Below are 25,444 nucleotides of genomic sequence, written 5' to 3' on the forward strand. Positions count from 1 at the left end.
CGTTTGCAGAGTCAAGCCGGTACCATGCGGCGCTTGTCTCTCGTATGAATAACAAACGCCCCAGTCCCGAGTAGGGCCAAACACACGATCGGCACGATCATCGGCGCAGTCGTCGTGCCACTGACTTTCCCAACATACGGCATCAGATTTTGACTCAGAAATCCGCCTAGATTGCCGATCGAATTGATGGCTGCGACGCTCGCCGCCGCTCGCACGCCCGAGAAAAACCGCGGCGGCAAAAACCAGAAGCAAGGGTAGAGCAACGGGATGCACATGCCGCCCAAGACCAACGCGCCGAAACGCAGAGACGTAGGTCCGAGCAAGAAGCTGCCGATAAAACAAACCGTGCCCACGCCGGCAATGATCATCATCGCTTGCACGACGCTACCGCTGCGCCTGAGCTTACCCGGCAACCACAACAACATGAGCGCAGCCAATCCCCACGGCAACATGTTCAACAAGCCATTGGTCGTGCTGCTTACGCCAAAGCTCTTGACCAGCGTCGGCATCCAATAGGTCACGCCGTACAGCGACGTCGACATCAACATGTAGATAAACGCGAAAAACAGCACGCGCGGATCAATCAGCGCTTTCCACGGGTGGGTACGCGCCGGGTTCACCGGTTGTTCGCGCTGCAGAGCCGCCAGAGCAATCGATTTCTCGGCCGGGTTCAGGAACCTTGCTTCCTGAATCGATGCCGGCAGCAACCTGAACACCGCAAATGCCACCAACACGGCAGGCAACCCGGTTGCGATAAAGACCCACTGCCAGCCCGCCAGCCCACCCGTTCCGCTCAGCCCAAGCAACAAGCCGCCGACCAGCGAACCCAGCATATTTGCCAATGCACTACCGAGTGTGAAATAGCCCATCACCCGAGCCCGCTGGCTCTGTGGAAACCATAAGGTGAGGTAGTAGATTACGCCAGGATAAAAGCCCGCTTCGGCCACGCCCAGGGCAAACCGCAGAACGCAAAATACCGGCATCGATTTGGTGAAGCCCATCAGCACGGTAATGATGCCCCACGTCAGCATGATACGAGCGAGCCACAAGCGTGCGCCGAATCGATGCAATGCCAGCGTGCTCGGCACTTCGAACAACAGGTAACCGATGAAGAACAGCGAAGATGCGAGACCGAAAGCCGCCTCCGTCATCCCGAGGTCGTGCAGCATTTGCAGTTTTGCGAAGCCGACGTTCTGCCTGTCGATAAACGAGATCAAGAACATGATGATCAGTATCGGCATCAAACGCCATGCCATCTTTGTCATCACCCGCTGCTCGGCGATCTCCGTTGATGGGTTGTCCATCGTTGTCTCCTGTCTGTAATATTTTGGTAATAAACTGTTTTTCTTATACGCACATCGCGAGCCAAGTAGACTCGCGCATACAGTGTAACTGGAGCCGCATACCCTGCGGCGGGGCGTTCAACGCGCAGGCCCGATGGATTCCCCAGCCTCGGCCCGATGCTTCAGCGCCGTTCTCACCGCGTCGATTACGTTTCCCCAATCCCCAAGGGCCGGTTGGCGAAATAGCCGGGCGCTCGGATACCACGGACTGTCGTCCCGCTCCAGCATCCAGCGCCAGCAGGTGTCGAAGCGATTCAATATCCACACCGGCTTGCCCATTGCACCGGCAAGATGGGCAGTCGAAGTGTCCACCGAGATGATCAGATCGAGGTTCTCGACCAAAGCGGCCGTGTCGGCAAAGTCGGTCAGCTCGTCCGCGTAATCGACCACCGCTTGACCGCCTGCCGGTTCCGACGGGAGTTGCGCAAGCTGTTGCGCCGGCGCCCCTTTTTGCAAGCTGTAGTATTGAACGGAAGGAAGATCGAGAAGCGGTTGCAATTGAGCCAGTGCGATCGAGCGCCTGGCGTCGATGTTGCGCAGCTCTGCGACCCCCGCCCTATTCCCGCCTGCCCACACCAGGCCAACCTTCAACCGGCTATCAGGGCCACTGCCGATGCGGACTCGCCACTGTTGCACGCGGTCTGCGTCAGCAAATAAATAGGGCGTGCCCGAGGGTATCGTGCTCACGGAAGTGTTGAACGCGAGCGGTAAGCTGAGCAACGGACAGTGGTAATCGAACGGTGGCAAGGGCGCCCCTTGCTCGACGATCTGCGCCACCCCTTCGAGATTCGCCAGCAATGTGAGCAGCTCCGCAGGCACTTCGAGTACAACCCGAGCACCGAGCTTGGCAACCAGCGCTACGTAGCGGCAAAACTGCAGTGTGTCCCCCAGCCCCTGTTCAGCGTGCAGCAAGATCGTCTTGCCGGCAATCGCTTCGTCGCCGAGCCACAGCGGTTGCTCGAAGGTTCGTCGGCTGGCCTTGATCCGGTTGCGTTGCCACCGCCACTCGTATTTCCGCCATCCCTCTTCCAGCCGTCCCACTTGCAAAAGACACAGCGATTCGTTCCAGTGCGTCTCTGCATAGTCGGGCGCAAGTGAGAGCGCCTGCTGATAACTGAGCAGCGCCTCGTCACGTCGGTTGAGTTCGATGAGGCAAAGACCTTGATTATTCCAGGCATCGATCAAATTCGGCGCGATCGCAATCGCACGCTGGTAGCTGGTTCGAGCCTCCTCGGGACGACCCAGGTCACCCAAGGCGTTGCCTCGATTGCTCCACGCGTCGGCGTAGTCAGGCCAAAGCGCAATCGCCCGATCGCAGCTTTCGAGCGCATCCACGGGGCGCCCCAGATCGCGCAGCACGCACGCTCGATTGTTGAGCGCTTGCGCAAAATCCGGCTTCAACGCGATGGCGCGGTCGTAGCTGTGCAACGCGTCTTGCGGTGTATCGAGGCCGGCTAAAGCGTTGCCGCGATTGTTCCAGGCGTCGGCGAAATCGCGTCGCAGTGAAACGGCCCGATCCGCACTCGACAGCCCTTCCTTGAATCGGCTTACCGCGTTATAGGCAAATGCCAGGTTCGAGTGGATCGGAGCCTGCATCGCGTTGATCGCGACGGCCTTCCTGAGTAGCGCTATCCCCTCGTCCCATCGCCCGGATTGCAGCGCAAGTGTACCGAGCAGCTGTAGCGCATCGAAATGATTGGGCCGAAGTTGAAGGATTTCGCGGTAAAGCGCTTCTGCCTCGACGAAGGCGGCATTTTGCTGCAGCGCCACCGCTTGCCGCAGCGTTTTGTCGAGCTGTCGCTGTAGATTGATCTGTTTACTCATGGCCGTAATTATAAGGCGACCCCGCGGCGTGCTCCCCGCAGCGATCCCCTGGCAACCCCCGCCGGCCGCGAAAATCCCGTGAGCGCGTTGGCGCCAGCGGTCTCGCACGCCCGCCACCGAGGGCCGCCGCCGCCCTCGCTGCCAAACTGAAGACTGTCAGCACCCTCAATCCGGCATGCCTTTGCCCGTGGTTTCAGGCAGAAACCATGGCACGATCAACCCGATGATATACACCGATCCGAGCGCAAGCGCCGCATGCGAGACGCCGCCGAACGACTTGATCATCAGCCCCGCGATAATCGGGAACACCCAGGCAATCATGCGCGCACCGTTGAAGACAAAGCTGATTGCCGTCGAACGCACCGTAGACGTGAATAGCTCGCACGGATAAATCGCCATCCATACATAGGCACAACCGAGCGTGAAGAAACCGTTCACCGGGGCGACGATCTGCATGGCCTCGACCGAGTGCGTCATGCTGTACATGACGATCGTGGTGAGCAGCGAGCCCAGGAACGTCAGGAATAGAAACAGCCGACGCCCGATCGCATCGATGATGAAGCCCGCGACCATATACGCGGTAATCGCGCCGGCAGTATAGATAATCGAGATCTTCGAGCCCCAGGAAATCGCATCGGCCAGACCCTCCGCTTTGGCGATCGCAACCGTATACGTGGGCAGCCAGCTCGATATCGCCCACCAGCCAACCGTCGTCACGATAGAGAGCAGCACGGTGAGCAGGGTGCGCCTACGCGCTTCGGGCTCGCTGAACAATTGCTTGAGCGTGAACGGGCGACGGTTCGACGCGGCGCCGGATTGGGCAGTGGCGCCGGGCGTAGCGCTGTCCGCCGTTTCGGTGCTGACCGCGCTCCAGCGTTTTTCCCGAACCGCTGTCTTCCATTTCTCCGATTCGGCCACGCCGCGGCGGATATACAGCACAAACAAGGCGGGCACAGCGCCGATCACGAACATCAGGCGCCAGGTTTCGGCGCCCAGCGGATGCCAGCTCGACAGCGCGTACCACACGACGGCTGCGAGCATCGTGCCCCAACCGAAGCCGGACTGAAGAAAACCGGCGCCCTTCGCCCGGGCTTTCTCGGGCCATGTCTCCGAAAGCAGTGCAACCCCGGTGCTCCATTCGCTGCCCATTGCCAGGCCAGTCAGGAAACGCAGCGCACACAGCGCCCAAAAGCTGCCCGCGAAGGCGGTGAAACCGGAGAACATGGCGTAGAGAAACACCGACCACAGCATCATGCGCCTGCGCCCGACATAGTCGGCGAGTACCCCGCCGACCAAGCCGCCCACACCCCAACCCAGCAGCGTGATGCCGATCACCGCGCCCGCAAAGACCGGCGTCGACACGGCTTGTTCGGGTGTGAGCACCGAATGCATCAAAGGCGCGATCACGACAACCAAGGCAAGCGCCTCATAGCCATCGAAAATCCATCCGAGGAAGCTGCTCGTCAGGACCCTCCAGTGCATTGCCGTTAAGCCTTCGTACCACGGCTGCTTGCCCGGTATCGCGATGTTTCGGTCACTCATCTCTGTCTCCTGTTTTTTTATAGTCGCTACTTAAGTATTGTCGCTCAACCTCGGCACAGACGTATAACCGCAGGCCTACGACCGCCGGTGCGGCGCCCCATTGCCGCAATCACACTTCAAGCCTTGCGCAGAGCATCCTCGAATATCTCACGCCTCGCACCCGGACAATACTATTTTTAGGGGCCAGGGTGGATTAAGCCCGCGCACTGTGCTCCTTTTGTTCCGATCAATGTGTGCGCCCTGCTTCGGACAGCTCCCGCTTATTCTCCTCATACGCAACGCGCATGCACACCGCGTCGGGTCCCGGCCCGGTCAGATCCCGCTGGGTCAGATCCCGATACGGGCCCCGCACGATTCACAGAATGGAGAGAGCAGTCATGGCAACGAAACCCGAAGAGCGCTTCGAGCCTCGCATCGAACCTTATACCCACCCCGCGGCGGGATGGGGCGCGCTGAAGTACGTTGCCATCAACCTGCTCAAGGAAAAGGTCAAGGGCGGCAATTACAAAACGCTGTTCAAGCAAAACCAGGCCGACGGCTTTGACTGCCCCGGCTGCGCGTGGCCCGACCGCGAGCATGCCTCTACATTTGAGTTCTGCGAAAACGGTGTGAAAGCCGTTGCGGCCGAAGCGACCAGCAAACGCACCACAGCCGATTTCCTGGGCGCGCATACGGTCGCCGAACTCATGCAGCAGAGCGATTACGAGCTCGAGCAGCATGGCCGCCTGACCGACCCGGTGGCCTATGACGCTGCCACCGACACCTACCAGCCCATTTCATGGGATGACGCTTTCGCGTTGATCGCGCGCCATCTGCAAGCGCTGGAAGACCCCAACCAAGCCAGTTTCTACACCTCGGGACGAGCCAGCAACGAGGCGGCGTTTTTGTATCAATTGTTCGTCCGCATGTACGGCACCAACAATTTCCCCGATTGCTCGAACATGTGCCACGAGGCCACCAGCCGCGGCTTACCGCTCACGGTCGGCGTGGGCAAAGGAACCGTGACGCTGGACGACTTCGAACACGCCGATACACTATTGCTGTTCGGTCAAAACCCGGCCACCAACCATCCACGCATGATGGGCGAGCTGCGCGACTGTGCCAAGCGCGGCGCCACGATCGTGTCGATCAACCCCTTGCGCGAACGTGGCCTGGAGCGCTTTACCAGCCCGCAGCATCCGCTCGAGATGCTGACCATGGGCAGCACCAAGATCGCCTCGACGTTCGTGCGCCCCAAGCTGAGCGGCGATTTCGCGCTGATCAAGGGCGTGGCCAAGCGTGTGCTGGAGCTCGACGATATCGCGCTGGCCGCTCAGACCGAGCGCGTGCTGGACGTCCGCTTCATCCATGAGCATACAAGTGGCTTCGAGGCTTTTGCCGCCGATCTGCGCGCCCAATCTTGGGAAGCACTCGTCGACGAGTCGGGCGTGCCGCGCGAGGAAATCGAGGCGCTGGCGCAGATCTACGTCAACGGCAAATCGGTTATCGCCACCTGGGGCATGGGCCTGACTCAGCACAAGAATTCCGTGCAGACCGTGCAAATGCTCTCCAACATGATGATGATGCGCGGCAATATCGGGCGTCGTGGCGCAGGCCTGTGTCCGGTGCGGGGCCATTCGAATGTGCAGGGCGACCGCACCGTAGGCATCGAGGAGCGGCCGACCCCGGCATTCCTCGATCGCTTGAAAGCGGTATTCGATTTTGAACCGCCTCGCGAGCACGGCTTGGACGTGGTCGCGACGATCGAGGCGATGCGCGAAGGACGCATCCAGGTGTTCGTCGCGCTGGGCGGCAATTTCGCCATGGCAACCCCCGATACGCCGCGCACCTGGGAGGGCCTGCGCTCTTGCGCACTGACCGTGCAAATTGCCACGAAGCTCAATCGCAGCCACCTGGTGCATGGCAAAGACGCGCTGATCCTGCCCACGCTCGGGCGCACTGAAATCGACGAGCAGGCGGGTATAGCGCAAGGCGTGACGGTGGAAGATTCAGTCAGCATGGTGCACATTTCGTACGGCATGAACAAACCAGCGTCCCCCCACCTGCTGTCGGAAATTGCGATCGTCGGCCGCATGGCGCACGCGACCTTGGGCAGCGGCAAGGTCGACTGGCTCGGTTATGTGGAAGATTACTCACGCGTGCGCGATGCCATCGAGAAAGTCATCGACGGCTTCGAAAACTACAACGAGCGGGTCAGCCACCCCGGCGGCTTCCATCTCGCCGTACCCGCCCGCGACCGGGTGTGGAAGACAGCTACCGGCCGTGCCCAGTTCCTGGTCAACCAGATCCAGCAGGACACGCCCCTGCGGCGCGCTCGCGCATTGCACGGCAAACAGCTGATGACGCTGATGACGACCCGTTCTCACGACCAGTACAACACCACGATCTACGCAATGGACGATAGATATCGTGGCGTGTACGGGCAACGCCGCGTGGTATTCATCAACCGTGAAGACCTGTCTGCCCTGGGCTTCGAAAACGGCGAATGGGTCGACATTCTCGGCATCGCGGACGATGGCCTGGAGCGGCGCGCGGATCGATTCCGCCTGGTGGAGTACGACATTCCGCGCGGTTGCCTCGGCGCTTACTACCCGGAAACCAACCCGCTGGTGGCGCTTTCGAGCGTCGCCGATTTTGCCAACACGCCTGCGTACAAATCGATTCCTGTGCTGTTGCGCTCGTCGCCTGAACAGTAACGCCAGATGAGTAAACCCGCGCCATGATCGTCAGAACGCCGCAAAACTGGTTTCGCACCCTGTTCATCTGGGACGGCTCGGTGCTCCAGTCCATCACCCCGCAACTGCTGTTTATGTTCCTGGTGTCGACTTTGGCCTTGTTCACCGATGGTCACTTGTTCGGCGACAAAGTGCCGTTGAACGTAGGGCCCTTTACCCTGCTAGGCGTGGCCTTGGCCATCTTCCTCGGTTTTCGCAACAGCGCGAGCTACGACCGTTACTGGGAGGCGCGCAAGATGTGGGGGAATCTGATGATTGCAGCACGCGCGCTCACTTCGCAGGTGATCAACTACATTCCGTCGGATACGGCAGGCTTCGACCGCATGCTGTTCGTCAAGCGGCTGATCGCGGCCGTCTATGCGCTCAATAATCAACTGCGCGAAACGGATCCCCATACGGATCTCACTCATCTGCTGTCGGCCGAAGATCTGACGCGCGTGGCCCACTGGCAATATCGCCCCATCGGCTTGCTCGATCAGTTGCGCGCGATGCTGGCGCAAGCGCAACGCCAAGGTGCCCTATCCGATACGCAGGTATGGATGTGCGACGCCCAAATCAATGAACTGGCTGCGATGGTGGGTGGATGCGAGCGCATCGCCACGACCCCTTTGCCGTTTCCCTATGGCGTACTGCTGCATCGCACCGTCTATGCCTACTGTTTGTTGTTGCCATTTGGCTTGGTGGATTCGATCGGGGTAGCCACGCCTTTGATCTCGGTTTTCGTGTCCTACACCTTGCTTGCGCTGGAAGCGATTGCCAGCGAACTCGCGGATCCGTTCGGCAAAGCGCCTAATCACCTCGCCCTGGATGCGATGACGCGCAACGTGGAGCGGTCGCTGCTCGAGCTTTGTGGCAAGGCCGTGCCGAGCCCGATGCCGGTTGGCAAGAGTTATCGATTGACCTGATCACGACGGGTCGTCCGCCTGCGCACCGTCGGCAAAAATCTCGCCGCACAAGTGCAGACCGGCAGGTGTCAGCGCGGCCGTTCCAGAACCATCCTCGCGGTCGAGCACCGTGACGAGGTCCGCATCTTTAAGTACGGCGAGCTTGCGGCGCAAGGTACTCATCTGCATATCCGCCTGTTTGCTGAGCTTGGCAAGCGACCAGGGCTTGTCCGGCGTCGCGTCGGCTGCACGCCACAGTTGGATCAGCACCGCGATCAACGCGGGGTCCAGGCCATCGCCGAATTCACTCATGATTTTTCTCCTGTTACGCTTACACGCTTAAGCAGCGTGTTGCCGGCCTTTTGATATCCTATCAGCGGTCGTTGAGACGGCTTCGTAGTGACCTGTCTTGCCAGGCGCTCACGAACGGCAAAGGTATCGGGAGAACCGTAGTTGAAATTTTACGAGAAGCTGGCCAACGACATCGATGCCCTTATCGGCAGCGGCGTGCTGCTGCCGGGCGAACGCATTCCATCGGTGCGACATACGAGCCAGCAGCACAAGCTCAGTATCACCACCGTACTGCGTGCCTATGCGCTGCTCGAAAGCCGGGGCGCCATCGAAAGCCGTCCGCAGTCCGGGTATTTCGTCCGCAAGCGGGCCACGGCGCTCGTCTCGCGCGAAATCCAGCCGTCCAATCCACAGCCCGTTTCCGTCGAGGTCGATGTCAGCCAACTGGTGTTGGCCACCCTGCGCTCGATCGGCACCAACGAAGCTGTGCCGCTGGGGTCGCCCTACCCGGACCCCTCGCTGTTCCCTTGGCAACGCGTCAATCAATACACTAACTCCATCGCGCGGCGCCACCATTCCTGGAGTCTGATCGATGATCTGCCGCCGGGCAATGAAGAATTGATCCGCCAGATCGCCCGCCGCCACCTGGAAAACGGTCTTTCGGTGGATCCTCACGAAATCATCGTTACGGTCGGCGCCACCGAAGCGATCAATTTGTGCTTGCAGGCAGTGGCCAAACCCGGCGACACGATCGCGGTCGAGTCGCCGACGTTCTATGCCATGCTGCACGCGATAGAGCGCATGGGCATGCGGGCGATCGAGGTCGCCACCGATCCCAACGAAGGCATCAGCATCGAGGCGCTTGAAAAAATAATCGGCGAACAGCGCATCGCGGCCTGCATGGTCATGCCTAACTTCCAGAATCCATTGGGCTTTCAGATGTCGGACCAGCGTAAAGCCGCACTGGTCGACCTATTGGCCCGCCACGAAATACCTGCGATCGAGAATGGTGTTTACAACGAGCTCTACTTTGGCGAGTCACATCCTACGTCCTTGAAGTCTTACGACAAGAAGGGGTTGGTGTTGCACTGTGCATCGTTTTCCAAAAGCCTGAGTTCCGCCTACCGGATCGGCTGGACGCTGGCGGGCCGGTATCGCGATCGGGTGGAAAAGCTGAAGTTTCTCAACACTTTGACCACCTCGTCGATTTCGCAAATGGCCATCACGGAGTACTTGAAGAACGACGGCTTCGATCACCATCTGAGGCGCGTGCGCAAAGCTTACGCACAGCAGGCCAATATCATGGCCGCGACGGTCAAGCGATTCTTTCCGGATGGCACGCGCATCTCGCGGCCTAAGGGCGGCTATGTGCTATGGGTCGAGTTGCCGGAAGCGGTCGATTCCATGAAGCTGTACCATCGCGCGCTCGAATCGGGCATCACCATCGCGCCGGGCAGGATGTTCTCTGTGAGCAATGCCTACAAGCACTGCATCAGGCTCAATTACAGCTACCCGTGGACCACTGAAATCGACCAGGCCCTGATCCTGCTGGCGAAGCTGATTGGGGAGTTTTTGTAGCCGATGCGGGGTTTGCAGGGCACTTGGGACGGTGGTTGAGACGCGGGTGCGGTTGAGACGCGGGTGCGGTTGAGACGCGGGTGCGGTTGAGACGCGCGGTTGAGACGATCAAGCAACTTAATGAGCACGTGCGGCCTTAACGCGAGCAATGCGTTCTTCTACAGTGAAGTTACCGCGCCGCACACCGACGCCTAACCCCGCAATCACTATCAGAGGTAAATACCATGCCTAACGTAACGATACATATCAAACCGGCCTGTCCCTATTGTATTGCCGCCAAGGCGCTGTTGCGTCGCAAAGGAATCGGCTTCGATGAAATCAATATCGAAGGCGACCGCGCCGCTGCGGCCGCGCTAGCGCAGCGAACTGGCCGCCGTACCGTCCCGCAGATCTTCATCGGCGAAACGCATGTCGGTGGATACGACGATCTGAATGCACTCGATATTGCCGGCCGTCTCGACGAACTTCTGGCCGGAGTTGCTTAAGCGCATGCGGGTGCGGACCGCGCGTTCGATGCGGTCCCGCATACACTTTGCAAAAGAAAAAAAGCCGACGTGAAATGCACCCCAAAGGTTGGATCTCTGTCCAACGCTTGGGGTGCAGTTTATGTACATGCCGGCCGTGTTTTGTTCCGCCAATCAGTGTGCGAATCGAATGTCGAGCGCCCGCAAATAGGTTTGCAGCCCGGCGTCCTGAATGGGAATCAGGTAAGCGTCAGCCTTCGATTCGTTGAAGTGGGCGTGCCAGTATCCCGGTGGCGTTACGAACGCCATGCCCGCTTCCCAATCCACGCGCGTTGGGTTGACGATGTCGCCGTGCTCATCGACCTCGGTCCCGACCAACGAATAACACCCCGGTTCGCAACTCACAATGAAGTCGAGTGCAATCGATTGGTGACGGTGCGGTCGTTGTTGCGAGTTGGCGGTCACCATGCCGAACATGGCCCACAGCGTATGGGTAACAGTGCGCGTCTGCGGGAAATTGACATTGCCGAGCAGCACGCTGATGCGATTGCGACGACCCGCATTGGCGTCTTGTGCAACCTTGTTCAGTTCGGCCTGGGCGCGCGCGGACGGGTACAGGGTCGGCGAAAAACGCGGACTCGTGCCGGTCACGCCGAGGTAGGTCATGAGCGGCGCGTCGTTGACGTAGTAAAGCGTTGCTGTCGCGTTCGCCGACAGTGTTGCGGCCGTAGCACCCGGCAGAGTAAAGAAATCGCCCTCGGCAAACGGAAAGACCGAATCGCCCTGAACGACTTGGCCCGCGCCGGAAATGGCGTAGAAAACCTGTGAGGTGGCATTCGGCTCGATCGTCACATCATCGCCTGCATTGATACGCACGAAGTTCGCGCACAATCCCGGGCCGGTGGCCGGGCTTGGGCAAGCCAGCTCTTGGGAAAGGTCGAGCGGTACGACACGCGTTTCGCCATCGGCATACAGCGTGGGCGAAAAATTGCGGAACGGCACACGCGAGATCAGCTTTGCGCCGATCGGATTTGCCGATGAGGTGTATTCGAAGTACTGCGCGTCGTCGGTTTCGGTCGCGGCTTGTGCGAGTGTGGCGGCGGAAGTCTTGTCCAGCATGATTTTTTCCTTGGAGATCGGGTGCGGTTTGGCGCGGTTGGGCGTCGATTCGGGCTGGGCGCGGGCAAGGTTGCTGTCTGAAAACAGTTGCCTTGCATGTGGCGGCTGTACCCACTATAGGTGCCGGCATCAGCGCCCAGAAGCCCCCGAGCTGGAAATCTCCTTTGCGCAATGGGGTGTAGCGCGCCGATTAGATTGCCTGAGGTGGGTCGCTGCGCCAGCGTTGGCGTTGGCGTTGGCGTTGGCGTTGGCGTTGGCGTTGGCGTTGGCATCGGCATCGGCATCGGCGCTTGCATGACTCGACAGAAACGGGTCTGCTCGTGATAACGTCGTGACTTCCCGGCCTGCCTTATCCGCTCTCCCACTTTCCCCAACTTTCTATCGCTATGGACTATTTCTCGGCAGTACGCGCGTTCCTGCATGCGGCGGAGCTGCAAAGCTTCAGCAAGACGGCGCAGGAGATGACCGTCAAAACGTCCACCGTCTCGCGATACGTCAGCGAGTTGGAAAAAGATCTCGGGATCGCGCTGTTCAATCGGTCAACGCGGGGGCTGGTGCTCACCGAGGGCGGAAGAGTGTTCCGCGAAAACGCGTTGATTGCCGTGCGAGCGCTTGACGAAGCGCGGTTGGCCGCGTCGTCTCTCAACAGCACGCCGCAAGGTCTACTACGCGTGACGATGCCATCTGCATTCGGACGCCGCCACATCGTGCCGCATTTGCCCGAGTTCATGAGCCAGTACCCGGACATCGACGTGGACGCCGTTCTCAGCGACAACACCTTGAACATCATCGACGCGGGTATCGATGTCGCCATTCGCATCGGTGCGTTGCCGGATTCGCTTCTGATGGGCAAGCGCCTCGCGCCACAACGACGCATCGTATGCGCTAGCCCGGACTATTTCGCTCGTCGCGGTATGCCGACGCTTCCTGCGGAATTGGCTGGACACGAGTCGCTACGCTTTTCACTGGTACCGGACGACAAATGGTTTTTCGCTCGAACGGAGCGCGAAAGAATGATCGTCGAAACTGCGGTGGTCGAGTTGCAAGGCCGCTTACGTATCGACGACTCCGATGCCATGTTGGCTTTGGCTTTGTCGGGTTGCGGCATTGCGCTTCTGCCAACCTGGATTGTCGGCTCGGCGTTACGCGACGGGCGACTGATACACGCTCTGCCGCAATGGGAAGCGCACGCCCAGCGTCAGCAGCCGTCGATCTGGGTTCTATACCCGCCGAAAAAAACCGTTTCGTCAAAGGTGCGGGCGTTCGTCGATTTCTTTAGCGCGAAGGTCGGCGAGCCGCCCTACTGGGATGTTCAACTGACGCCCTCTTCGTAGACCTGGTAAGTCTGAATATCCCGACGATCCAGAACTCTGCATCAGGATCGAAGCTGCCACCGCGCGAGTTGCAGATATTGCGTTTGACCGAGCAAACTGTGCACGAGAACGAACTCCCTCACGCTCCAGCGAAGCGTCTCCACGACTTGACTGGCAACAGCGTGATCGCCATATAGCAAGGTCACGTGCGGCGTGTAGTGCGACTTGATGATGCCTTCGAAGCCAGCGTGTTCCAGGGCTACGCCAAGAGTCTGCTGAAACGCTGTCAACGCAGCTACCCCCTCCTCGCCGAGAAGCACGAACGGACTGTCGCGCCGCTTGCGTGAAAAACTCGCTACGCGATCGAACGCAACATCGAATTGGGGTATCGCGACCGTCTGTGCCGCTGCGCTAGCCTTGGCCACGATGTCCTGCGGCAAGCCCGCGTAATTACCGAGGTAATGCAGCGTCACGTGAAAGCGTTGGGTTTCGAGTGGCTGGCCTTTCAATGCGTGTTCGCTGCGTAAGCGCTGTGCGAGCTGCGCTATACGGGCGGCGGTATGCGAATCCGGAAAGACGGCAAAAAATAGTCCATCCGCAAGCCGAGGCTGTGGCTGTGGCTCCAATCCCGCTGATGAGAGTTCCACGGGCATACGATTAACGTTTCCCTCGAACAGGAAAAATCCCAAATCCCTGATCCCATTGCGTCCAATCAAAGGGAACTTGGAATATGATTTTTTACTTCGTGGCGTACCTCATGGAACGGTTACGCCCGATTCCTATTTTCGCAGACAATATTAGTTATCCTTTAAATTTCCGCATATCAACTCACGAATGGAAAAATCGTGAAGACGGCGGTTAAGGAGGAATTCTTGCGTCCGCTCACAGATGGTCTCGATTCAAATGAAACCGAAAGCAAATTCACTGACGCATGTCGCTGTAACGGCCAACATGCTCGAATGGTACGACTTTTCACTATCCTCATTCTTGGCAATCACCTTGGGAAGACTGTTTTTTGCCGGGGACGATGATTTCACCGCGATCGTCAAAAGCTTTTCGGTCTTCGCGGTCAGCTATTTGATGCGCCCTTTGGGCAGCCTATTTTTCGGGCATCTCGGCAACCGGCGTGGCGCCGGCGTCGCGTTGCAGTGGGCGACCCTGCTAATGGCCATTCCAACGATCTTGATCGGCTTACTGCCCACCTATCGAGACATCGGATACACGGCTACAGCTCTGATGCTGACGCTCAAACTGATTCAGGGGTTCGCCGCCGGAGGTGAATTGCCGCTCAGCGCTTACTACGTTGCGAGCCAGTCGACCGACCAAAAAAAGGGAATCATGACTTCGTTGGTCCATGCCGGAGGAGCGTTTGGCGTGTTACTGGCGTCGCTCGTAGCATTTTTACTGGGCAGTCTATTTTCGCTGTCGCAAATCGAGGGCTGGGCATGGCGTATCCCTTTTCTGTTCGGCCTACCCATCTTGCTGGTCATATTAAATATTAGAAAGGGGATGATCGCTGGGGGCGTGCCACCCGAGGGGAACCGCAAGAAGATCGAACGCGTCGGTTCAACGCGTGCCAAGGTATTCGTACAGGGCGCGCTATTGGTTGCCGCAATGGAAGTCGGCTTTTATACACTGCTCGTCTGGCTACCCAATTATGCTGAAATTTTTCTCGACTATTCGCGTTCCGACGCTCATCTGAGCAACACGCTGGCTTTGGTCTGTTACATCACAGCGATTCTCACAAGTGGCTTTTTCACCAAGTACATTGGCCACAAAGAGATTCTGCTGTCGAGTCTGTGCTCTATCACCGTCCTTTCGTACCCGCTGTTCGTCGTGCTACTTCAATTCCACGCATTTTCACTGCTGTTATCCGTGCAGTGTCTCTTGGCGTTGCTGTACGGAAGCATCGGCGGCGTCATCATGGTTGTGCTGTACAAGCTGTTCGAGGACAACTCGAAAAGCTTGGGGTTTGCGATCACCTTCACTTTGCCTACGGCTTTGTTCGGCGGCACCGCGCCGCTGGTCTGCAGCTATTTCGTGCGCGAAGCGCACTGGCTTAGCTTTCCGGCGTTTTATGTAACGCTGTTTTGCGTATTGGCTCTGCCCGCCGCTTTTCGCTTGAGTGATTCAGCGCAAGGCTCCTGTGCGCGGGACGCCGCTGCGGCCTAAAGCGTTGCGAGAAAAATGAAGCTCTTCCTTAAGCCCATATCACGATCAGACCGCAGGGACGCGATGACAACCGAAAGCCAACTATTCGATCTTATCCAGAAGTTGCCGAACCCTTTGAATTTGAAAGAGCCGAAATCGGGAAAGTACGTTTTTGCGAATGACCCCAGTGCGAAACAAATCGGACTGGAATCTGCAGAGCAGATGGTGGGACTGACAGTACGTGATCTCGACTTTTCTCAATCGGAGTCGGGAAACACGTTGGCGGAAAAAATCGCCAGGATGGATAGCCTGGTACAGCAGAAAAAAGAACGGGTCCGTGACACCGCCACTTTTTTTAACCGCGGAGTTCTTGTCCATGAAACGGTGATCAAGTTTCCCGCCCGCGGAAGCCGCGGCAACGTGATTGGGATCTATACGTTTAACCAGGAATTAACCGAATCCCTGTCTCACCAGACGCTCTACACTCAGTACAAGAAGATCTGCGGGAAGAACGTAGCCATCAAAAAACTGTTGCAGCACCTTGAAGTTGAGCCCTTTTTTTTCACGCCGCCCAGCGAGATGGAATTAATGGTTCTGCTTGAGCGCGTCGCCGGGCGCTCCGATAAGGAAATCGCAAGAACATTCGACGTTTCGTTCAGGACGATCAATACGCATATCGCACGTCTTCGTACCAAATTACAAGGCGATGTTTTGTCCGGCGTCGTTGCACGTCTTAGAAGGCGAGTACATGGAATGCCCATGGTGTGATGCTGAGAGCTTTTGTGGAAACTCAATTGAATTGATCAACTTAACGGAGGATGCCATGTACAGCGGCAGTTGCCTTTGCGGTCGAGTTCAATACACGCTTCTGGCGCAGCCCGGAGACTTCGGGTACTGCCACTGCATAAGCTGCCGTAAAGCCAGCGGATCCGCTCATGCGGCCAACGCGCCTGTGTTCCGGAAAGACTTCCTCTTGTTGAACGGAGCGGATGTGTTGCGTGAATTCGAATCATCGCCAGGTATGTTTCGCGCCTTTTGTTCGAATTGCGGATCGCCAATTTATGCATACCGTGCCGAGCGCTCTGACTCACTCGGAATCAGGCTCGGCACGCTGGATACGCCCTTTGAAAATTGGGCGCATGAACACAGGTTTGTGGCGGAGAAGGCGTCATGGCACAAGATCACAGACGATCTTCGTCAATACCTCGGCGCACATCAGCAAAACAAGTGAGTTCTCGTGCAATCGTCGCCTCCAGCGAACAGGAAAAATCTCAAATCCCTCGTCCTGATGCGTCAACTGGCGTCGATAGGGATATGATTTTTTCACCCTTCCGCACGCGTATGGAGACGATACATGGCGCAACCAGTTTGTCCTTTTCCTCACCAAGACCACGCCGATCAGCAACCAGAAGCCAAATCAGGGAAATCGTGGCATGTGGTCGTGTACAGCTCGGAAGAACCGCTGCCCGAAGACGTCAAGACACACGTTCTCTCTGTATCTTATCCAAAGCATTGGTTTGCGCCTGTAAAGCTTTCGCCATTTGCTTCCACGATTGAGGAAGAGACCATCGATTGGATGGAGTCTCTCGGCCTTGTGACAAACGTGGAGCGGCGAGCTCATCTTCGGGCGGTCGAGCTACGTCACTATGCGGGCTATTCGCGTTCCATGGCGTCATACGAGCACGCCTTGATCTATTGCAAGTACATCACCATGTGGCTGCTCTGGGATGATGAATGTGTAGAAGTGGCTACGGACTACTCTGACGTCGCGGAACCTTTGATGGCACTTGCGGGAGAAGAGGTCCTCACCTCGAGAAAGAATGACCCCTATGTCTTGGCATTCAAACACATTGGAGATGAATACGAACGCCTAGGTGCTACACGTGAATGGCGGATTCGCTTCGCTGCGGATATGAGCGAATGGACGAAACACGCGGTAGAAGAAGAGATCGTTCGCCGCAAAGGCAGCGACGGAATATCAGGTCGGAATTTCTCCGACGCTATCAAGCTGCGCACTATCACGGCGGGCATTCGTCCAACCATCTTGCCTCTGGAACGGGCCGTCGGTATCGAGGTCCCGCATGAGATACACACCGACCCTGACTACAGAGAGCTGGTTGATCAGGCAGCACGTATTTGCTGGATCGTAAACGACTTGGTCAGTGTGCCAAAGGACATAGAAAATGAACAAAAAGAAACGAATGTAATTTTGTACCATCGGATGCGTTTCGGCGGATCTCTGCATGATTCATGTCTCGCGCTTCTAAAAATACACGATAAAGCAGTCGAAACATATGATGATCTTGCAGCGAAGCTGTTGGCAAGAATCCCGCCCGTATTTCGCGAACGAATGAGTACGTTCTTCGATCACCTGCGGTATATGGATTCAGGTTTTAGCTTCTGGCATAGTGACTGCATCAGGTATAAGCGATCAGTCGCAGTGGAAGACAATCGTACGTTTCGTATTCACATTGCGGAGCAACGCCGTGCAGATGAAGTAGCGGAAGATTTCTGGAGCATTGAGTGCGAGGACGCACACGGGCGCGTTATCGATTCGCAACCGGTTCCGATTGCGAATCGACGGCGGTAATTAACGCGATTGCTGGAGTTGCTCGACCGTCTGAGCGGTAGTCCACAACGCATGCGCGAGGAAACGATAGTTGATGATGGCGGCAAGGTAGCCGTCACCTTCTGGTATACGCGGACCCGCAGTCGCGTCGCGAACCACGGCGATTTCGAAACCTTGCTCAAGCAGCTCCCGCAGATGCGATTCGATGCACAAGTTAGCGGCCATGCCCGCCAGGATGATCTGAGATACGCCCTTCTTGCGCAACTGCAACGCGAGGTCGTTGGTCTCGGGGCCATACACCTTGTGCGGCGATGCGATGATCGTCTTGCCGTCGAGAATGTAGGGCTTGTATTCCTCTAGAAAGTCCGCACCCGAGCCTTCGAAACCTTCCAGCGTGACTGGCCCCTTGCGATCGAACATGCAGATGTTGTGCATCGCTTTTTCCAGCGGACCACCGAAGTGCCATTCGTGATCACTCGGGTAGTAGTAATGCGGCGACACGGCAACCGGGATGTCTACGTTTTTCGCGGCAGCGAACAAGCGGCCGATGTTGGCGACCGTATTGTTTTCGGTAATGCTCGCACCGAACAGCGCCCAGCTCGCACCTTGAGGGCTGAGGAAGTCGTTTTGAGGATCGACCACGACCAGCGCCGCTTTGCTCAAGTCCAGACGGAAGCCGGTTGCCGGCAAGCCCGGCTCGCGTGGGTCGGCGTAGGGGCTGGGGCTCGCGTCCGGGTTGGAAGCAGTCGAGCCGTTTTGGTCGGTTAGTCCGTTGTTCTGATTACTCATATGAAATCCTCTCTGCTTAGGTTGGGTGGAGCGGGAGATAAACCATCAAACTCAATTATTAATATACGACCAGTCACTTTATTAAAACGCCAAAAAATTTAACCGATGAGGCGCGGCAATACGACGGTTTCGAAACGACGGCACGCATTATCGTTTTGATCGACCTTGCTGCGCATGACAGCCCCTTCCCATGCTTCGATCAGGATCGCGGCAAGTTCATCGGCATCCCTATCGTCAGCGAGTTCGTGGCGCACCTGCGCCTCGCGCAGGCAATCGGCCAGCGCACCTTGCCAACGCAGCAGCAGATCGGACAAACTCTTGCGTGCATCGATACTGCCCTTGGACAGCTCCAACGATAAATTGCCGATCAGGCAACCCAAGGTAAAGTCATGCTCGCCGTGGTCTTCACATAAACCCTGAAAGAACTTGACGATGCGAGCCAGGGGTTTGACCCGCGCGTCATATAGGCGAGGCCCGTGCCTATCCTCGATCGACTGCCAATACTCCTTCAGGATCTCGCTTGCGAACGACTCCTTGCTGTCGAAGTAATTGTAGAACGAGCCTTTGGGTATCCCTGCGGCAGCCGTTATGTCTTGTACGCCGCAGCCGTTGAAACCTTGATCGTGAACGACCTGTCGCCCCACCGACAACAAACGGGCGCGTACTTCTGGATTGGCTGGTCTTGGCATGGGTTGAATCTCGTGATACTTCGTTGCGTTGAAAGATAACCGGTCGTCTTGTTATTGTCAACCCCCTGATGCCCCTACTCGCACGCTCGCTGTGAAAACGCTTTAAGCTTCAGCATTGCGTTCGTCATTCTCCCCTCTATACAACCCCGAACCTGCCAGCGGGTCGGAACCGAAAGTCGCCACCATGAAAGCACCCAAAGATATTGCCCTCTCCATGCTCGACCTCGTCGCTGTGCGCGAGGGCGGCACGGTCGCCGATGCCATCGCGCTCGCGTTGCGCACAGCGCAGCATGCCGAGTCTTTGGGCTTCGCCCGATATTGGCTGGCCGAGCACCACAACATACCGGGTATCGCCAGCTCTGCCACTGCGGTACTTGTCAGCCATGTCGCGGGGGGTACTCGGACGATTCGGGTTGGCTCGGGTGGGATTATGTTGCCGAATCATGCACCGTTGGTCGTTGCGGAGGCGTTCGGGACGCTTGCGGAAATTTATCCTGGCCGCATTGATCTGGGGTTAGGCCGTGCGCCTGGCACTGATCCTGCCACTATGCGTGCGCTGCGCCGTGATCGCGTCGAGTCCGAAGATGATTTCCCGCGCGATGTGGCGGAACTGCAGCGTTTGCTCGGGGCGCCGCAGCCGCATCAGCGCCTGATCGCGACGCCCGGTGCCGGTACCGAGGTGCCGATTTGGCTGCTTGGTTCGAGCCTATTCTCGGCGAGGTTGGCGGCGCAAATGGGTCTGCCCTATACATTCGCGTCTCACTTCGCGCCGCGATTGTTGTTGCAAGCGATTGATCTGTATCGCCGTGAATTCCGGCCTTCGGCCACGTTGGCCAAGCCTTACGTAATGATCGGTGTGCCGTTGATTGCGGCGCCCACCGATGAGGAAGCCGAATACCTCGCCAGTAGCACTTACCAGCGCGTGCTCGGCATTATGCGCGGAAATCGCAAGCAGCTGCAGCCGCCAGTCGAGGGGTTTATGGATAAGCTACCGCCTGATGAACGTGCTGCCGTGAACGAGTTTCTCGCGGCAGGTGTGATTGGTGGCCCTGACGCGGTGCGTGATGGTTTTGCTGCGCTGGCAAGTGCTACGAATGCCGACGAGTTTATGCTGGTGTGCGATGTGTTCGATCCGGATTTACGGCTAAGGTCTCTAGATATTGCTGCGGCGGCACGGGCGGCGTAGTACGGCGCCATGCGGCGGGGCTAGCGGGATGTGCAGCTTCGGCTTGAATTCATTTTGTCGATACCGATGTTTGTCGGTCTCTTTGCCGATGCTTGCGCCGATAGCGCTCGAAGTTATCCACTCATTGTGTTGATAGAGCTGTGTATAACAATGCCGAATGCATCCTAAGCACTTGGCGGGAATAGCCTTTCCCACCAAGCTCGCGTCGAGTGCAACTCGGGTCAGGAGCGCGCCGTCATCGCGGTTATGCTCCAATGTCAACCGGCATTTACGACTCGACGGGTACTGCATCCGATGTACGAAACACAGCATGCCGCTTGCGGTCAAGCCTCACGATGAATATCAGCAGCAAGCGCGCTATAGAACACGGCGAGCGGCCAGTTGACCCGGGTAGACCTAGTACACAGACTACGACCAATGCCGTGTGCCATTTCATTAAAGTCCTTGTAAGCCATGCTGTCATGTTCTTGATAACGGCAGCGGGCGCATGCACGGTGAGAGAGAATTTGGCAACCGTGGCCGCTTAGAAGCCGTTCGGGCGCGGGCGCAAGGTACGCGACACGGCATCCCACAACGCAATGGCTTCGCCCTCGGTAAGCGAGGCTTTCTCAATACTGCCCGGTAACAATTTGCTATTTGACCCAGTATTCATATCCAAACCCACCAGAGGCGTTTGCGCACTGCCGATCAGCGAGTTGGCCTCAAGTGCCATGTAATTCCCGGGTATGCGTAACTGGGTAATTCCCGCCATGAGCCATTCTTCCGCTTGCATGCCAGGTATTTTCACTATTCCCTTTCGAATAGTTCTGCCCTCGTTCTGCTTCAATCCAGCATCAATCTCGCCACCTCGTTGAAGAAGCGTCGTTGTTTCCCGTATATCGGAGTTCGAATCTATATTGAAGCTGACATCGTGCTGATTGCGCAGCACAAATTGGACCCAGATATTTTCTTGGTCGGTCGCTCGCCCCGGAAAAAATCCTCCCGCAAAGCAGACTCCCGGCTCGGTCGGAATTTCGTCCTCGGTGCGACCGCGAACTTTATCCACTAGATGGGCGACCTCGCGAGCTTTATCCGGAACGTCATTCTTGTTCGGAAGTAGCTTGACGACCGGATCGTTGGTTTGGTCGGGGTGCGTGAAATCGCTACCCTCGATCTGCAACTTAATTTGATAGCCTCTATCCCATTTGTAACCTTCGATGACCCGGTTTGCGGGACTCAGTACATCTGGGTCACCCTGTGAAATAAAAAACCGTGATCCTGGAACCCCACCCACCGTAGTGTCGGCATACAGAAACTGACGGCCGAAACGGCTTTTGGTGGAGTTCAACTCCTTGCTACGCGCGTCCATTGCCGCTTGATAGTCTTTTAGTGTCATCGCTGTGGCTTTAACGTCCACGCCGTCTATTTTTGCCCCACCAAACGTCACTGCGTCGCCCGGTATGTCGATCACGTAGCGGCCCACACAGCGCGGCTTTAGGTTTGCCGTCAATTCAGTCACCATCTTTTGCTCCTGTTGTGTCAAGGGTGCCGGTCGATAACATGCGCTCAAACTCAATATGCAGCCTGCAATAAACACTGTCCGCCATTTCATTTAAAGTCCTTGTAAGCCATGCTGGTGTGTCTGACGCTGAAGGCAATCTTAGTAATGGCCCATAGAGTAAAACGTCGCTGCGGCTCGTTCTTAAAAGCACCTTCGTGGTCGACACCTGCGTAAGGCACGCACACTTTTGCATGCTGGCTAGGGGCTGCGCCTGAGCGTCTCGGCACCGTGCCGTCTCCGTTCTCGTCGGCGTCTTGCAACACGAATTCGTTGCGACTCGGCCAGCCATTCAGCGGCCCGGCGCCACGACTCGGGCCACCATCCGTGGGCACCTCGACTATTTGACTACCCATTCCCGAATCACCCACCGCGGCTTTATTCAATTCGTCATGAAGCGGAACGGGCGGTACATTCCAAAATCCGGGACGTGATGGCCTAGCTCGCCTCCATGCGACATTGCCCCAGGTTTTGAGCTGCGGGTCGTCACCATAGAAAGCATAGGTATTGGTGTGATATTTACCAGCTATCCCAGTATTATCATTTTTGCCATCCGCGCCGATATTGCCCATATGAAAGGGCTGCACCTTTTTCCGCATCAACGTTGCAAATGCGGCCCAATCCGATACGGCTCGCCTATCTTCTCAACTGCTTCGAACGAGATCACCGACAGCGCAACCCCATAGGCTGGCCCCTTCACCTCCAGGAAATAGTGCTGCTGCCCGGTCAACGCCTTGTAGGCGGACTCAGCCGACCCATACCTATCAAGCCACTCAGCCATCGCTCTGTCTCGTTATCCCTGTGAAAAAGTGTGAACACAATTCAATTTCTACTTCATGGGCAGAATCGGATGCATCACTCGCGGGGTCAGAGAGTAAACAGATTTCGACCGAATTTGAATAAGTTAATCAGGAAAACGATGTATTTGTTTTGAGAAATGAAAATCAAGAATCGTCTTATATCAAAACAACATTGGACATGATATTTTTCGAGGCGCGTTGATCTATCGACCCGCATCACGAGGTCATCGAATCTAAAAATAATTGCAGAAATCCGAACGAAAATAAAAAGGTATCGACGATGAAAATGATGGCAGTCAAAGGTAACAATACAACGACGGGCGGCTATGTTCTGAACGGCGACCCAACCGCACTGGACCATGGCCAGCCGATCGCTCGCCATCACGACCAAGCGTCGTGCGGACAATGCGGAGAAAATGGTTTGATCGAGGGAACAGCAGAAACGTTTGGGCTAGGTAGTATGCGCGGTGTGTGCGACGGCGACATCGTCATGTGCCGCTGCCCCCGAGGGGCGAACCGCGTCATCGCTCAATCGACACTGTATTACAAAGACTAGCCACGCCGACGGCGCAATCTGCAGCGGCACGGGCCTAGCGGCATATGCAGCTTCGGCCTGAATTAATCGGTCGATACGGACGTTTATGTCCGTCCCTTGTGCCGATGCTCACGCTAATACCGCCCAAAGTTATCCACACATTGTGTTGATAGAGCTGTGCATAACAATGCCGAATGCATCCTAAGCACTTGGCGGGAATAACCTTTCCCGCCAAGCTCGCGTCGAGTGCAACCCGGGTCAGGACGCGCCGCTGCCTCCTTAGCGGTCATCCCGTTCGTCCTATTTGAGGCCGGCAAAGTGAATGACCGAAACGGTTGATAGATCTCCGCCAATCAAGCTCCCGAAAGCAACGCCCCCGCATTAGGAACAACAGGTTCAAGCTTAAGACGATCGAGCATCCCGCGGGCCGTGCAAACCGCCGTCGAGACAGTTCGAATGCCGAGCATGTCTTCAATGCGTTGGATCGCCGGCAGTGAAGGCATTTGCACGCACGCAGACGCCACGACCACATCCGCACCTTTCGTATTAAGGCCGCGGACATCCTCAATCAGCCTCAGCGGATCACGCATTCCAACCTCGAGGTTGTCAGGAATCTCAAAGCAGATGGAGTCGATCACTTCAATACCTTCGTGCTCAATGTACGACACGACAAGGTCGGTCAAAGGCCGCATGTATGGGGCCATGAGCGAAATCCGCCGCGCACCGAGAATTTTCAGGCCATCGATCAGCGCTCCAGCCGAGGTCATGACCGGTGCAAGGCAATGGTTCGCGCGCACGACTGCATCGAGTTCGCGCTCGGTTTGCCGGTGGTATCCGTGTCCCATTGACATAATGGCTACCAGGCAGGCGGTGCTCATTACGTCCACACGAGCATCTGCCAGCTCCGCCGCGCAGCGCAGGCCCTGCTTGTTCATTTCGATGAGTTCTTCTTTCGTAACCTTATGCATTCTCATCCGGCTCGAATGAAAAGTGAACCGCTCAGGCCTGATCGTTTCACGGGCCCGGAGCATCGCCGGTATCTCGGTTTCCATTGTTGTGTTTGAGCTAGGCACAATCTGGCCGATGCGAAAATTGGACGTCATATCAGTTCTCCAAAAAACATAGTGATGCGATCACAAGCGTTGTTTATCGATTTTTGTGGGTGGCCTTCGCGACTGTTGGAACACACGCTGCAAACGTTCCAAACTGGTATATTGGTGCAAGCTTAGCGCAGCAAAAAGTTCTTATTCTTCATCGCAGACATCGTCAACCGCGATGGATACGGACGATGGTATTGAAGCGAAGCACGATGCGTCGAACTGCGGTGTTTTAGGAAATTAATCGGTGAAATTCGATATTGAATCTCTTCGAATCTTCGTTGCCGTAGTCGAAGAAGGCAGCATTGCTGCGGTCGCATCTCGTACACATCTCATAGCGTCGGCTGTCAGCAAGCGTGTCTCAGATCTGGAAGATGGCATTGGCACCTTGCTTTTATATCGACACAGTCGCGGCATCGAGCCCACCGCCGCTGGCGAAGCGCTATATCACCACGCAAAACGGCTGAGTGAATATCTTCAGCAGATTTCGGATGAGATGTCGGAGTATTCGGCTGGATTGATTGGGCACGCGCGTGTCTATGTGAACTTCACAGCGATGGTTCAATATTTACCCAATGTGCTGCGGTCTTTCCTCAGCGAAAATCCCAAGGTACATATCGAGTTATTCGAGAAATCGAGCGATGACGTTGTCACTATGCCGTATGGAAGCTCAATTTCGAAACTATGTCGCGCTGCAGCCGAGCGTGCGGGCAAGAGACTTCGAATCCGAATCGAAGTCACCAGCTTCGAAGGTGTACGTAACATGGTGAGCGCGGGTCTTGGAATCGGCGTACTTCCTCGCGAAAGCGTAAAGCCCTATATTCAATCTGAGTTATTCCGAACCATTGCTAAATGATCAGTGGTCATTCCGCCCGCTGGTGATCGTATCGAGAAATTTTAGCTTATTGCCAGTCCCTGCCCGCATGTTGATTGACCACATCAAGACGTACGGCACCACCGCCTCGGAGTAAATGGCAAGGGGATCCGGCCTTACCGCG

General features: G+C 56.9%; 24 protein-coding genes. 12 read left to right on the plus strand and 12 right to left on the minus strand.

Annotation, left to right across the window (positions count from 1 at the left end; all coding sequences use genetic code 11):
• Positions 1 to 11: 11 nt before the first annotated feature.
• The 3 genes from GSQ77_RS15760 to GSQ77_RS15770 all read right to left on the minus strand — a co-directional run bounded on the left by GSQ77_RS15760 (position 12) and on the right by GSQ77_RS15770 (position 4,709).
• Positions 12 to 1,304 carry an MFS transporter gene (locus GSQ77_RS15760; protein ID WP_254067648.1) on the minus strand — a complete coding sequence of 431 codons (1,293 nt, stop codon included), beginning with the start codon at positions 1,302 to 1,304 and terminating at the stop codon, positions 12 to 14.
• A 117-nt stretch (positions 1,305 to 1,421) separates the two neighbouring features.
• Positions 1,422 to 3,167: a tetratricopeptide repeat protein gene (locus tag GSQ77_RS15765; protein ID WP_158903669.1), complete on the minus strand. Its 1,746-nt coding sequence runs from the start codon at positions 3,165 to 3,167 to the stop codon at positions 1,422 to 1,424.
• Between the two features lie 165 nt (positions 3,168 to 3,332).
• Positions 3,333 to 4,709, minus strand: a complete 1,377-nt coding sequence (locus tag GSQ77_RS15770; RefSeq protein WP_158903670.1) for an MFS transporter — start codon at positions 4,707 to 4,709, stop codon at positions 3,333 to 3,335.
• Positions 4,710 to 5,086: 377 nt separating this feature from the next.
• Here GSQ77_RS15770 and GSQ77_RS15775 point away from each other — a divergent pair, with 377 nt between their 5' ends.
• Positions 5,087 to 7,405, plus strand: coding sequence for an FdhF/YdeP family oxidoreductase (locus GSQ77_RS15775; protein WP_158903671.1), 2,319 nt, complete (start codon positions 5,087 to 5,089; stop codon positions 7,403 to 7,405).
• 23 nt (positions 7,406 to 7,428) lie between these two features.
• Positions 7,429 to 8,349, plus strand: a complete 921-nt coding sequence (locus GSQ77_RS15780) for a bestrophin family protein (RefSeq protein WP_158903672.1) — start codon at positions 7,429 to 7,431, stop codon at positions 8,347 to 8,349.
• Here GSQ77_RS15780 and GSQ77_RS15785 read toward each other — a convergent pair whose 3' ends face one another.
• A complete protein-coding gene (locus tag GSQ77_RS15785; protein ID WP_158903673.1) occupies positions 8,350 to 8,640 on the minus strand; it encodes an ArsR family transcriptional regulator in 291 nt (96 codons plus the stop codon).
• Positions 8,641 to 8,781: 141 nt separating this feature from the next.
• Here GSQ77_RS15785 and GSQ77_RS15790 point away from each other — a divergent pair, with 141 nt between their 5' ends.
• Together GSQ77_RS15790 and grxC are read left to right on the plus strand one after the other, a co-directional pair.
• A complete protein-coding gene (locus GSQ77_RS15790) occupies positions 8,782 to 10,197 on the plus strand; it encodes a PLP-dependent aminotransferase family protein (RefSeq protein WP_158903674.1) in 1,416 nt (471 codons plus the stop codon).
• Between the two features lie 224 nt (positions 10,198 to 10,421).
• The gene (gene grxC, locus GSQ77_RS15795) at positions 10,422 to 10,682 is read left to right on the plus strand and encodes a glutaredoxin 3 (protein ID WP_158903675.1); all 261 of its coding nucleotides are present in this window, start codon (positions 10,422 to 10,424) and stop codon (positions 10,680 to 10,682) included.
• A 153-nt stretch (positions 10,683 to 10,835) separates the two neighbouring features.
• On the opposite strand, the gene GSQ77_RS15800 is transcribed toward grxC, so the two are convergent.
• Positions 10,836 to 11,780, minus strand: a complete 945-nt coding sequence (locus GSQ77_RS15800) for a cupin (RefSeq protein ID WP_158903676.1) — start codon at positions 11,778 to 11,780, stop codon at positions 10,836 to 10,838.
• A 386-nt stretch (positions 11,781 to 12,166) separates the two neighbouring features.
• Here GSQ77_RS15800 and GSQ77_RS15805 point away from each other — a divergent pair, with 386 nt between their 5' ends.
• Entirely contained in the window at positions 12,167 to 13,114 is a 948-nt protein-coding gene (locus GSQ77_RS15805; RefSeq protein WP_158903677.1) for a LysR family transcriptional regulator, read from the plus strand.
• Positions 13,115 to 13,155: 41 nt separating this feature from the next.
• Here GSQ77_RS15805 and thpR read toward each other — a convergent pair whose 3' ends face one another.
• A complete protein-coding gene (thpR, locus tag GSQ77_RS15810; RefSeq protein WP_158903678.1) occupies positions 13,156 to 13,746 on the minus strand; it encodes an RNA 2',3'-cyclic phosphodiesterase in 591 nt (196 codons plus the stop codon).
• A 250-nt stretch (positions 13,747 to 13,996) separates the two neighbouring features.
• Between thpR and GSQ77_RS15815 the strand changes: the two genes are divergently transcribed.
• From GSQ77_RS15815 to GSQ77_RS15830, 4 genes are all read left to right on the plus strand, one after another.
• The gene (locus GSQ77_RS15815; protein ID WP_158903679.1) at positions 13,997 to 15,265 is read left to right on the plus strand and encodes an MFS transporter; all 1,269 of its coding nucleotides are present in this window, start codon (positions 13,997 to 13,999) and stop codon (positions 15,263 to 15,265) included.
• 63 nt (positions 15,266 to 15,328) lie between these two features.
• Positions 15,329 to 16,012: a LuxR C-terminal-related transcriptional regulator gene (locus GSQ77_RS15820; RefSeq protein WP_158903680.1), complete on the plus strand. Its 684-nt coding sequence runs from the start codon at positions 15,329 to 15,331 to the stop codon at positions 16,010 to 16,012.
• Positions 16,013 to 16,067: 55 nt separating this feature from the next.
• Positions 16,068 to 16,475 carry a GFA family protein gene (locus GSQ77_RS15825; RefSeq protein ID WP_158903681.1) on the plus strand — a complete coding sequence of 136 codons (408 nt, stop codon included), beginning with the start codon at positions 16,068 to 16,070 and terminating at the stop codon, positions 16,473 to 16,475.
• Positions 16,476 to 16,598: 123 nt separating this feature from the next.
• Positions 16,599 to 17,834, plus strand: a complete 1,236-nt coding sequence (locus GSQ77_RS15830) for a terpene synthase family protein (protein ID WP_158903682.1) — start codon at positions 16,599 to 16,601, stop codon at positions 17,832 to 17,834.
• On the opposite strand, the gene GSQ77_RS15835 is transcribed toward GSQ77_RS15830, so the two are convergent.
• Positions 17,835 to 18,602 (minus strand): cysteine hydrolase family protein, encoded by a 768-nt coding sequence (locus tag GSQ77_RS15835; protein WP_158903683.1) that lies wholly within the window; start codon positions 18,600 to 18,602, stop codon positions 17,835 to 17,837.
• Positions 18,603 to 18,700: 98 nt separating this feature from the next.
• Complete coding sequence (locus GSQ77_RS15840; RefSeq protein ID WP_158903684.1) at positions 18,701 to 19,291, minus strand: TetR/AcrR family transcriptional regulator; 591 nt, start codon at positions 19,289 to 19,291, stop codon at positions 18,701 to 18,703.
• A gap of 184 nt (positions 19,292 to 19,475) precedes the next feature.
• Here GSQ77_RS15840 and GSQ77_RS15845 point away from each other — a divergent pair, with 184 nt between their 5' ends.
• Positions 19,476 to 20,477, plus strand: a complete 1,002-nt coding sequence (locus GSQ77_RS15845) for an LLM class flavin-dependent oxidoreductase (protein ID WP_158903685.1) — start codon at positions 19,476 to 19,478, stop codon at positions 20,475 to 20,477.
• A 523-nt stretch (positions 20,478 to 21,000) separates the two neighbouring features.
• Here GSQ77_RS15845 and GSQ77_RS15850 read toward each other — a convergent pair.
• The 3 genes from GSQ77_RS15850 to GSQ77_RS15860 all read right to left on the minus strand — a co-directional run bounded on the left by GSQ77_RS15850 (position 21,001) and on the right by GSQ77_RS15860 (position 22,795).
• Complete coding sequence (locus GSQ77_RS15850) at positions 21,001 to 21,978, minus strand: T6SS immunity protein Tli4 family protein (RefSeq protein WP_158903686.1); 978 nt, start codon at positions 21,976 to 21,978, stop codon at positions 21,001 to 21,003.
• A gap of 86 nt (positions 21,979 to 22,064) precedes the next feature.
• A complete protein-coding gene (locus GSQ77_RS15855; protein ID WP_158903687.1) occupies positions 22,065 to 22,613 on the minus strand; it encodes a hypothetical protein in 549 nt (182 codons plus the stop codon).
• On the minus strand, positions 22,613 to 22,795 hold the full coding sequence (locus GSQ77_RS15860) for a hypothetical protein (RefSeq protein ID WP_158903688.1): 183 nt from the start codon (positions 22,793 to 22,795) through the stop codon (positions 22,613 to 22,615). The genes GSQ77_RS15855 and GSQ77_RS15860 overlap by 1 nt, the downstream gene beginning before the upstream one ends.
• A 299-nt stretch (positions 22,796 to 23,094) precedes the next feature.
• Here GSQ77_RS15860 and GSQ77_RS15865 point away from each other — a divergent pair, with 299 nt between their 5' ends.
• A complete protein-coding gene (locus tag GSQ77_RS15865) occupies positions 23,095 to 23,370 on the plus strand; it encodes a PAAR domain-containing protein (RefSeq protein WP_158903689.1) in 276 nt (91 codons plus the stop codon).
• Between the two features lie 332 nt (positions 23,371 to 23,702).
• Here the strand turns inward: GSQ77_RS15865 and GSQ77_RS15870 are convergent, their stop codons facing one another.
• A complete protein-coding gene (locus GSQ77_RS15870) occupies positions 23,703 to 24,452 on the minus strand; it encodes an Asp/Glu racemase (protein WP_158903690.1) in 750 nt (249 codons plus the stop codon).
• 241 nt (positions 24,453 to 24,693) lie between these two features.
• Here GSQ77_RS15870 and GSQ77_RS15875 point away from each other — a divergent pair, with 241 nt between their 5' ends.
• Positions 24,694 to 25,302, plus strand: a complete 609-nt coding sequence (locus GSQ77_RS15875) for a LysR family transcriptional regulator (RefSeq protein WP_254067649.1) — start codon at positions 24,694 to 24,696, stop codon at positions 25,300 to 25,302.
• Positions 25,303 to 25,444 lie beyond the last annotated feature (142 nt).

Source organism: Burkholderia sp. L27(2015), from assembly GCF_009765705.1.
Lineage (GTDB): Bacteria > Pseudomonadota > Gammaproteobacteria > Burkholderiales > Burkholderiaceae > LMUX01.

Coding starts and splice junctions, on each gene's coding strand:
- GSQ77_RS15760 (WP_254067648.1), bottom strand. CDS start 1,304: ATGGACAACCCATCAACGGAGATCGCCGAGCAGCGGGTGATGACAAAG.
- GSQ77_RS15765 (WP_158903669.1), bottom strand. CDS start 3,167: ATGAGTAAACAGATCAATCTACAGCGACAGCTCGACAAAACGCTGCGG.
- GSQ77_RS15770 (WP_158903670.1), bottom strand. CDS start 4,709: ATGAGTGACCGAAACATCGCGATACCGGGCAAGCAGCCGTGGTACGAA.
- GSQ77_RS15775 (WP_158903671.1), top strand. CDS start 5,087: ATGGCAACGAAACCCGAAGAGCGCTTCGAGCCTCGCATCGAACCTTAT.
- GSQ77_RS15780 (WP_158903672.1), top strand. CDS start 7,429: ATGATCGTCAGAACGCCGCAAAACTGGTTTCGCACCCTGTTCATCTGG.
- GSQ77_RS15785 (WP_158903673.1), bottom strand. CDS start 8,640: ATGAGTGAATTCGGCGATGGCCTGGACCCCGCGTTGATCGCGGTGCTG.
- grxC (WP_158903675.1), top strand. CDS start 10,422: ATGCCTAACGTAACGATACATATCAAACCGGCCTGTCCCTATTGTATT.
- GSQ77_RS15800 (WP_158903676.1), bottom strand. CDS start 11,780: ATGCTGGACAAGACTTCCGCCGCCACACTCGCACAAGCCGCGACCGAA.
- GSQ77_RS15805 (WP_158903677.1), top strand. CDS start 12,167: ATGGACTATTTCTCGGCAGTACGCGCGTTCCTGCATGCGGCGGAGCTG.
- thpR (WP_158903678.1), bottom strand. CDS start 13,746: ATGCCCGTGGAACTCTCATCAGCGGGATTGGAGCCACAGCCACAGCCT.
- GSQ77_RS15815 (WP_158903679.1), top strand. CDS start 13,997: ATGAAACCGAAAGCAAATTCACTGACGCATGTCGCTGTAACGGCCAAC.
- GSQ77_RS15820 (WP_158903680.1), top strand. CDS start 15,329: ATGACAACCGAAAGCCAACTATTCGATCTTATCCAGAAGTTGCCGAAC.
- GSQ77_RS15825 (WP_158903681.1), top strand. CDS start 16,068: ATGTACAGCGGCAGTTGCCTTTGCGGTCGAGTTCAATACACGCTTCTG.
- GSQ77_RS15830 (WP_158903682.1), top strand. CDS start 16,599: ATGGCGCAACCAGTTTGTCCTTTTCCTCACCAAGACCACGCCGATCAG.
- GSQ77_RS15835 (WP_158903683.1), bottom strand. CDS start 18,602: ATGAGTAATCAGAACAACGGACTAACCGACCAAAACGGCTCGACTGCT.
- GSQ77_RS15840 (WP_158903684.1), bottom strand. CDS start 19,291: ATGCCAAGACCAGCCAATCCAGAAGTACGCGCCCGTTTGTTGTCGGTG.
- GSQ77_RS15845 (WP_158903685.1), top strand. CDS start 19,476: ATGAAAGCACCCAAAGATATTGCCCTCTCCATGCTCGACCTCGTCGCT.
- GSQ77_RS15850 (WP_158903686.1), bottom strand. CDS start 21,978: ATGGTGACTGAATTGACGGCAAACCTAAAGCCGCGCTGTGTGGGCCGC.
- GSQ77_RS15855 (WP_158903687.1), bottom strand. CDS start 22,613: ATGCGGAAAAAGGTGCAGCCCTTTCATATGGGCAATATCGGCGCGGAT.
- GSQ77_RS15860 (WP_158903688.1), bottom strand. CDS start 22,795: ATGGCTGAGTGGCTTGATAGGTATGGGTCGGCTGAGTCCGCCTACAAG.
- GSQ77_RS15865 (WP_158903689.1), top strand. CDS start 23,095: ATGAAAATGATGGCAGTCAAAGGTAACAATACAACGACGGGCGGCTAT.
- GSQ77_RS15870 (WP_158903690.1), bottom strand. CDS start 24,452: ATGACGTCCAATTTTCGCATCGGCCAGATTGTGCCTAGCTCAAACACA.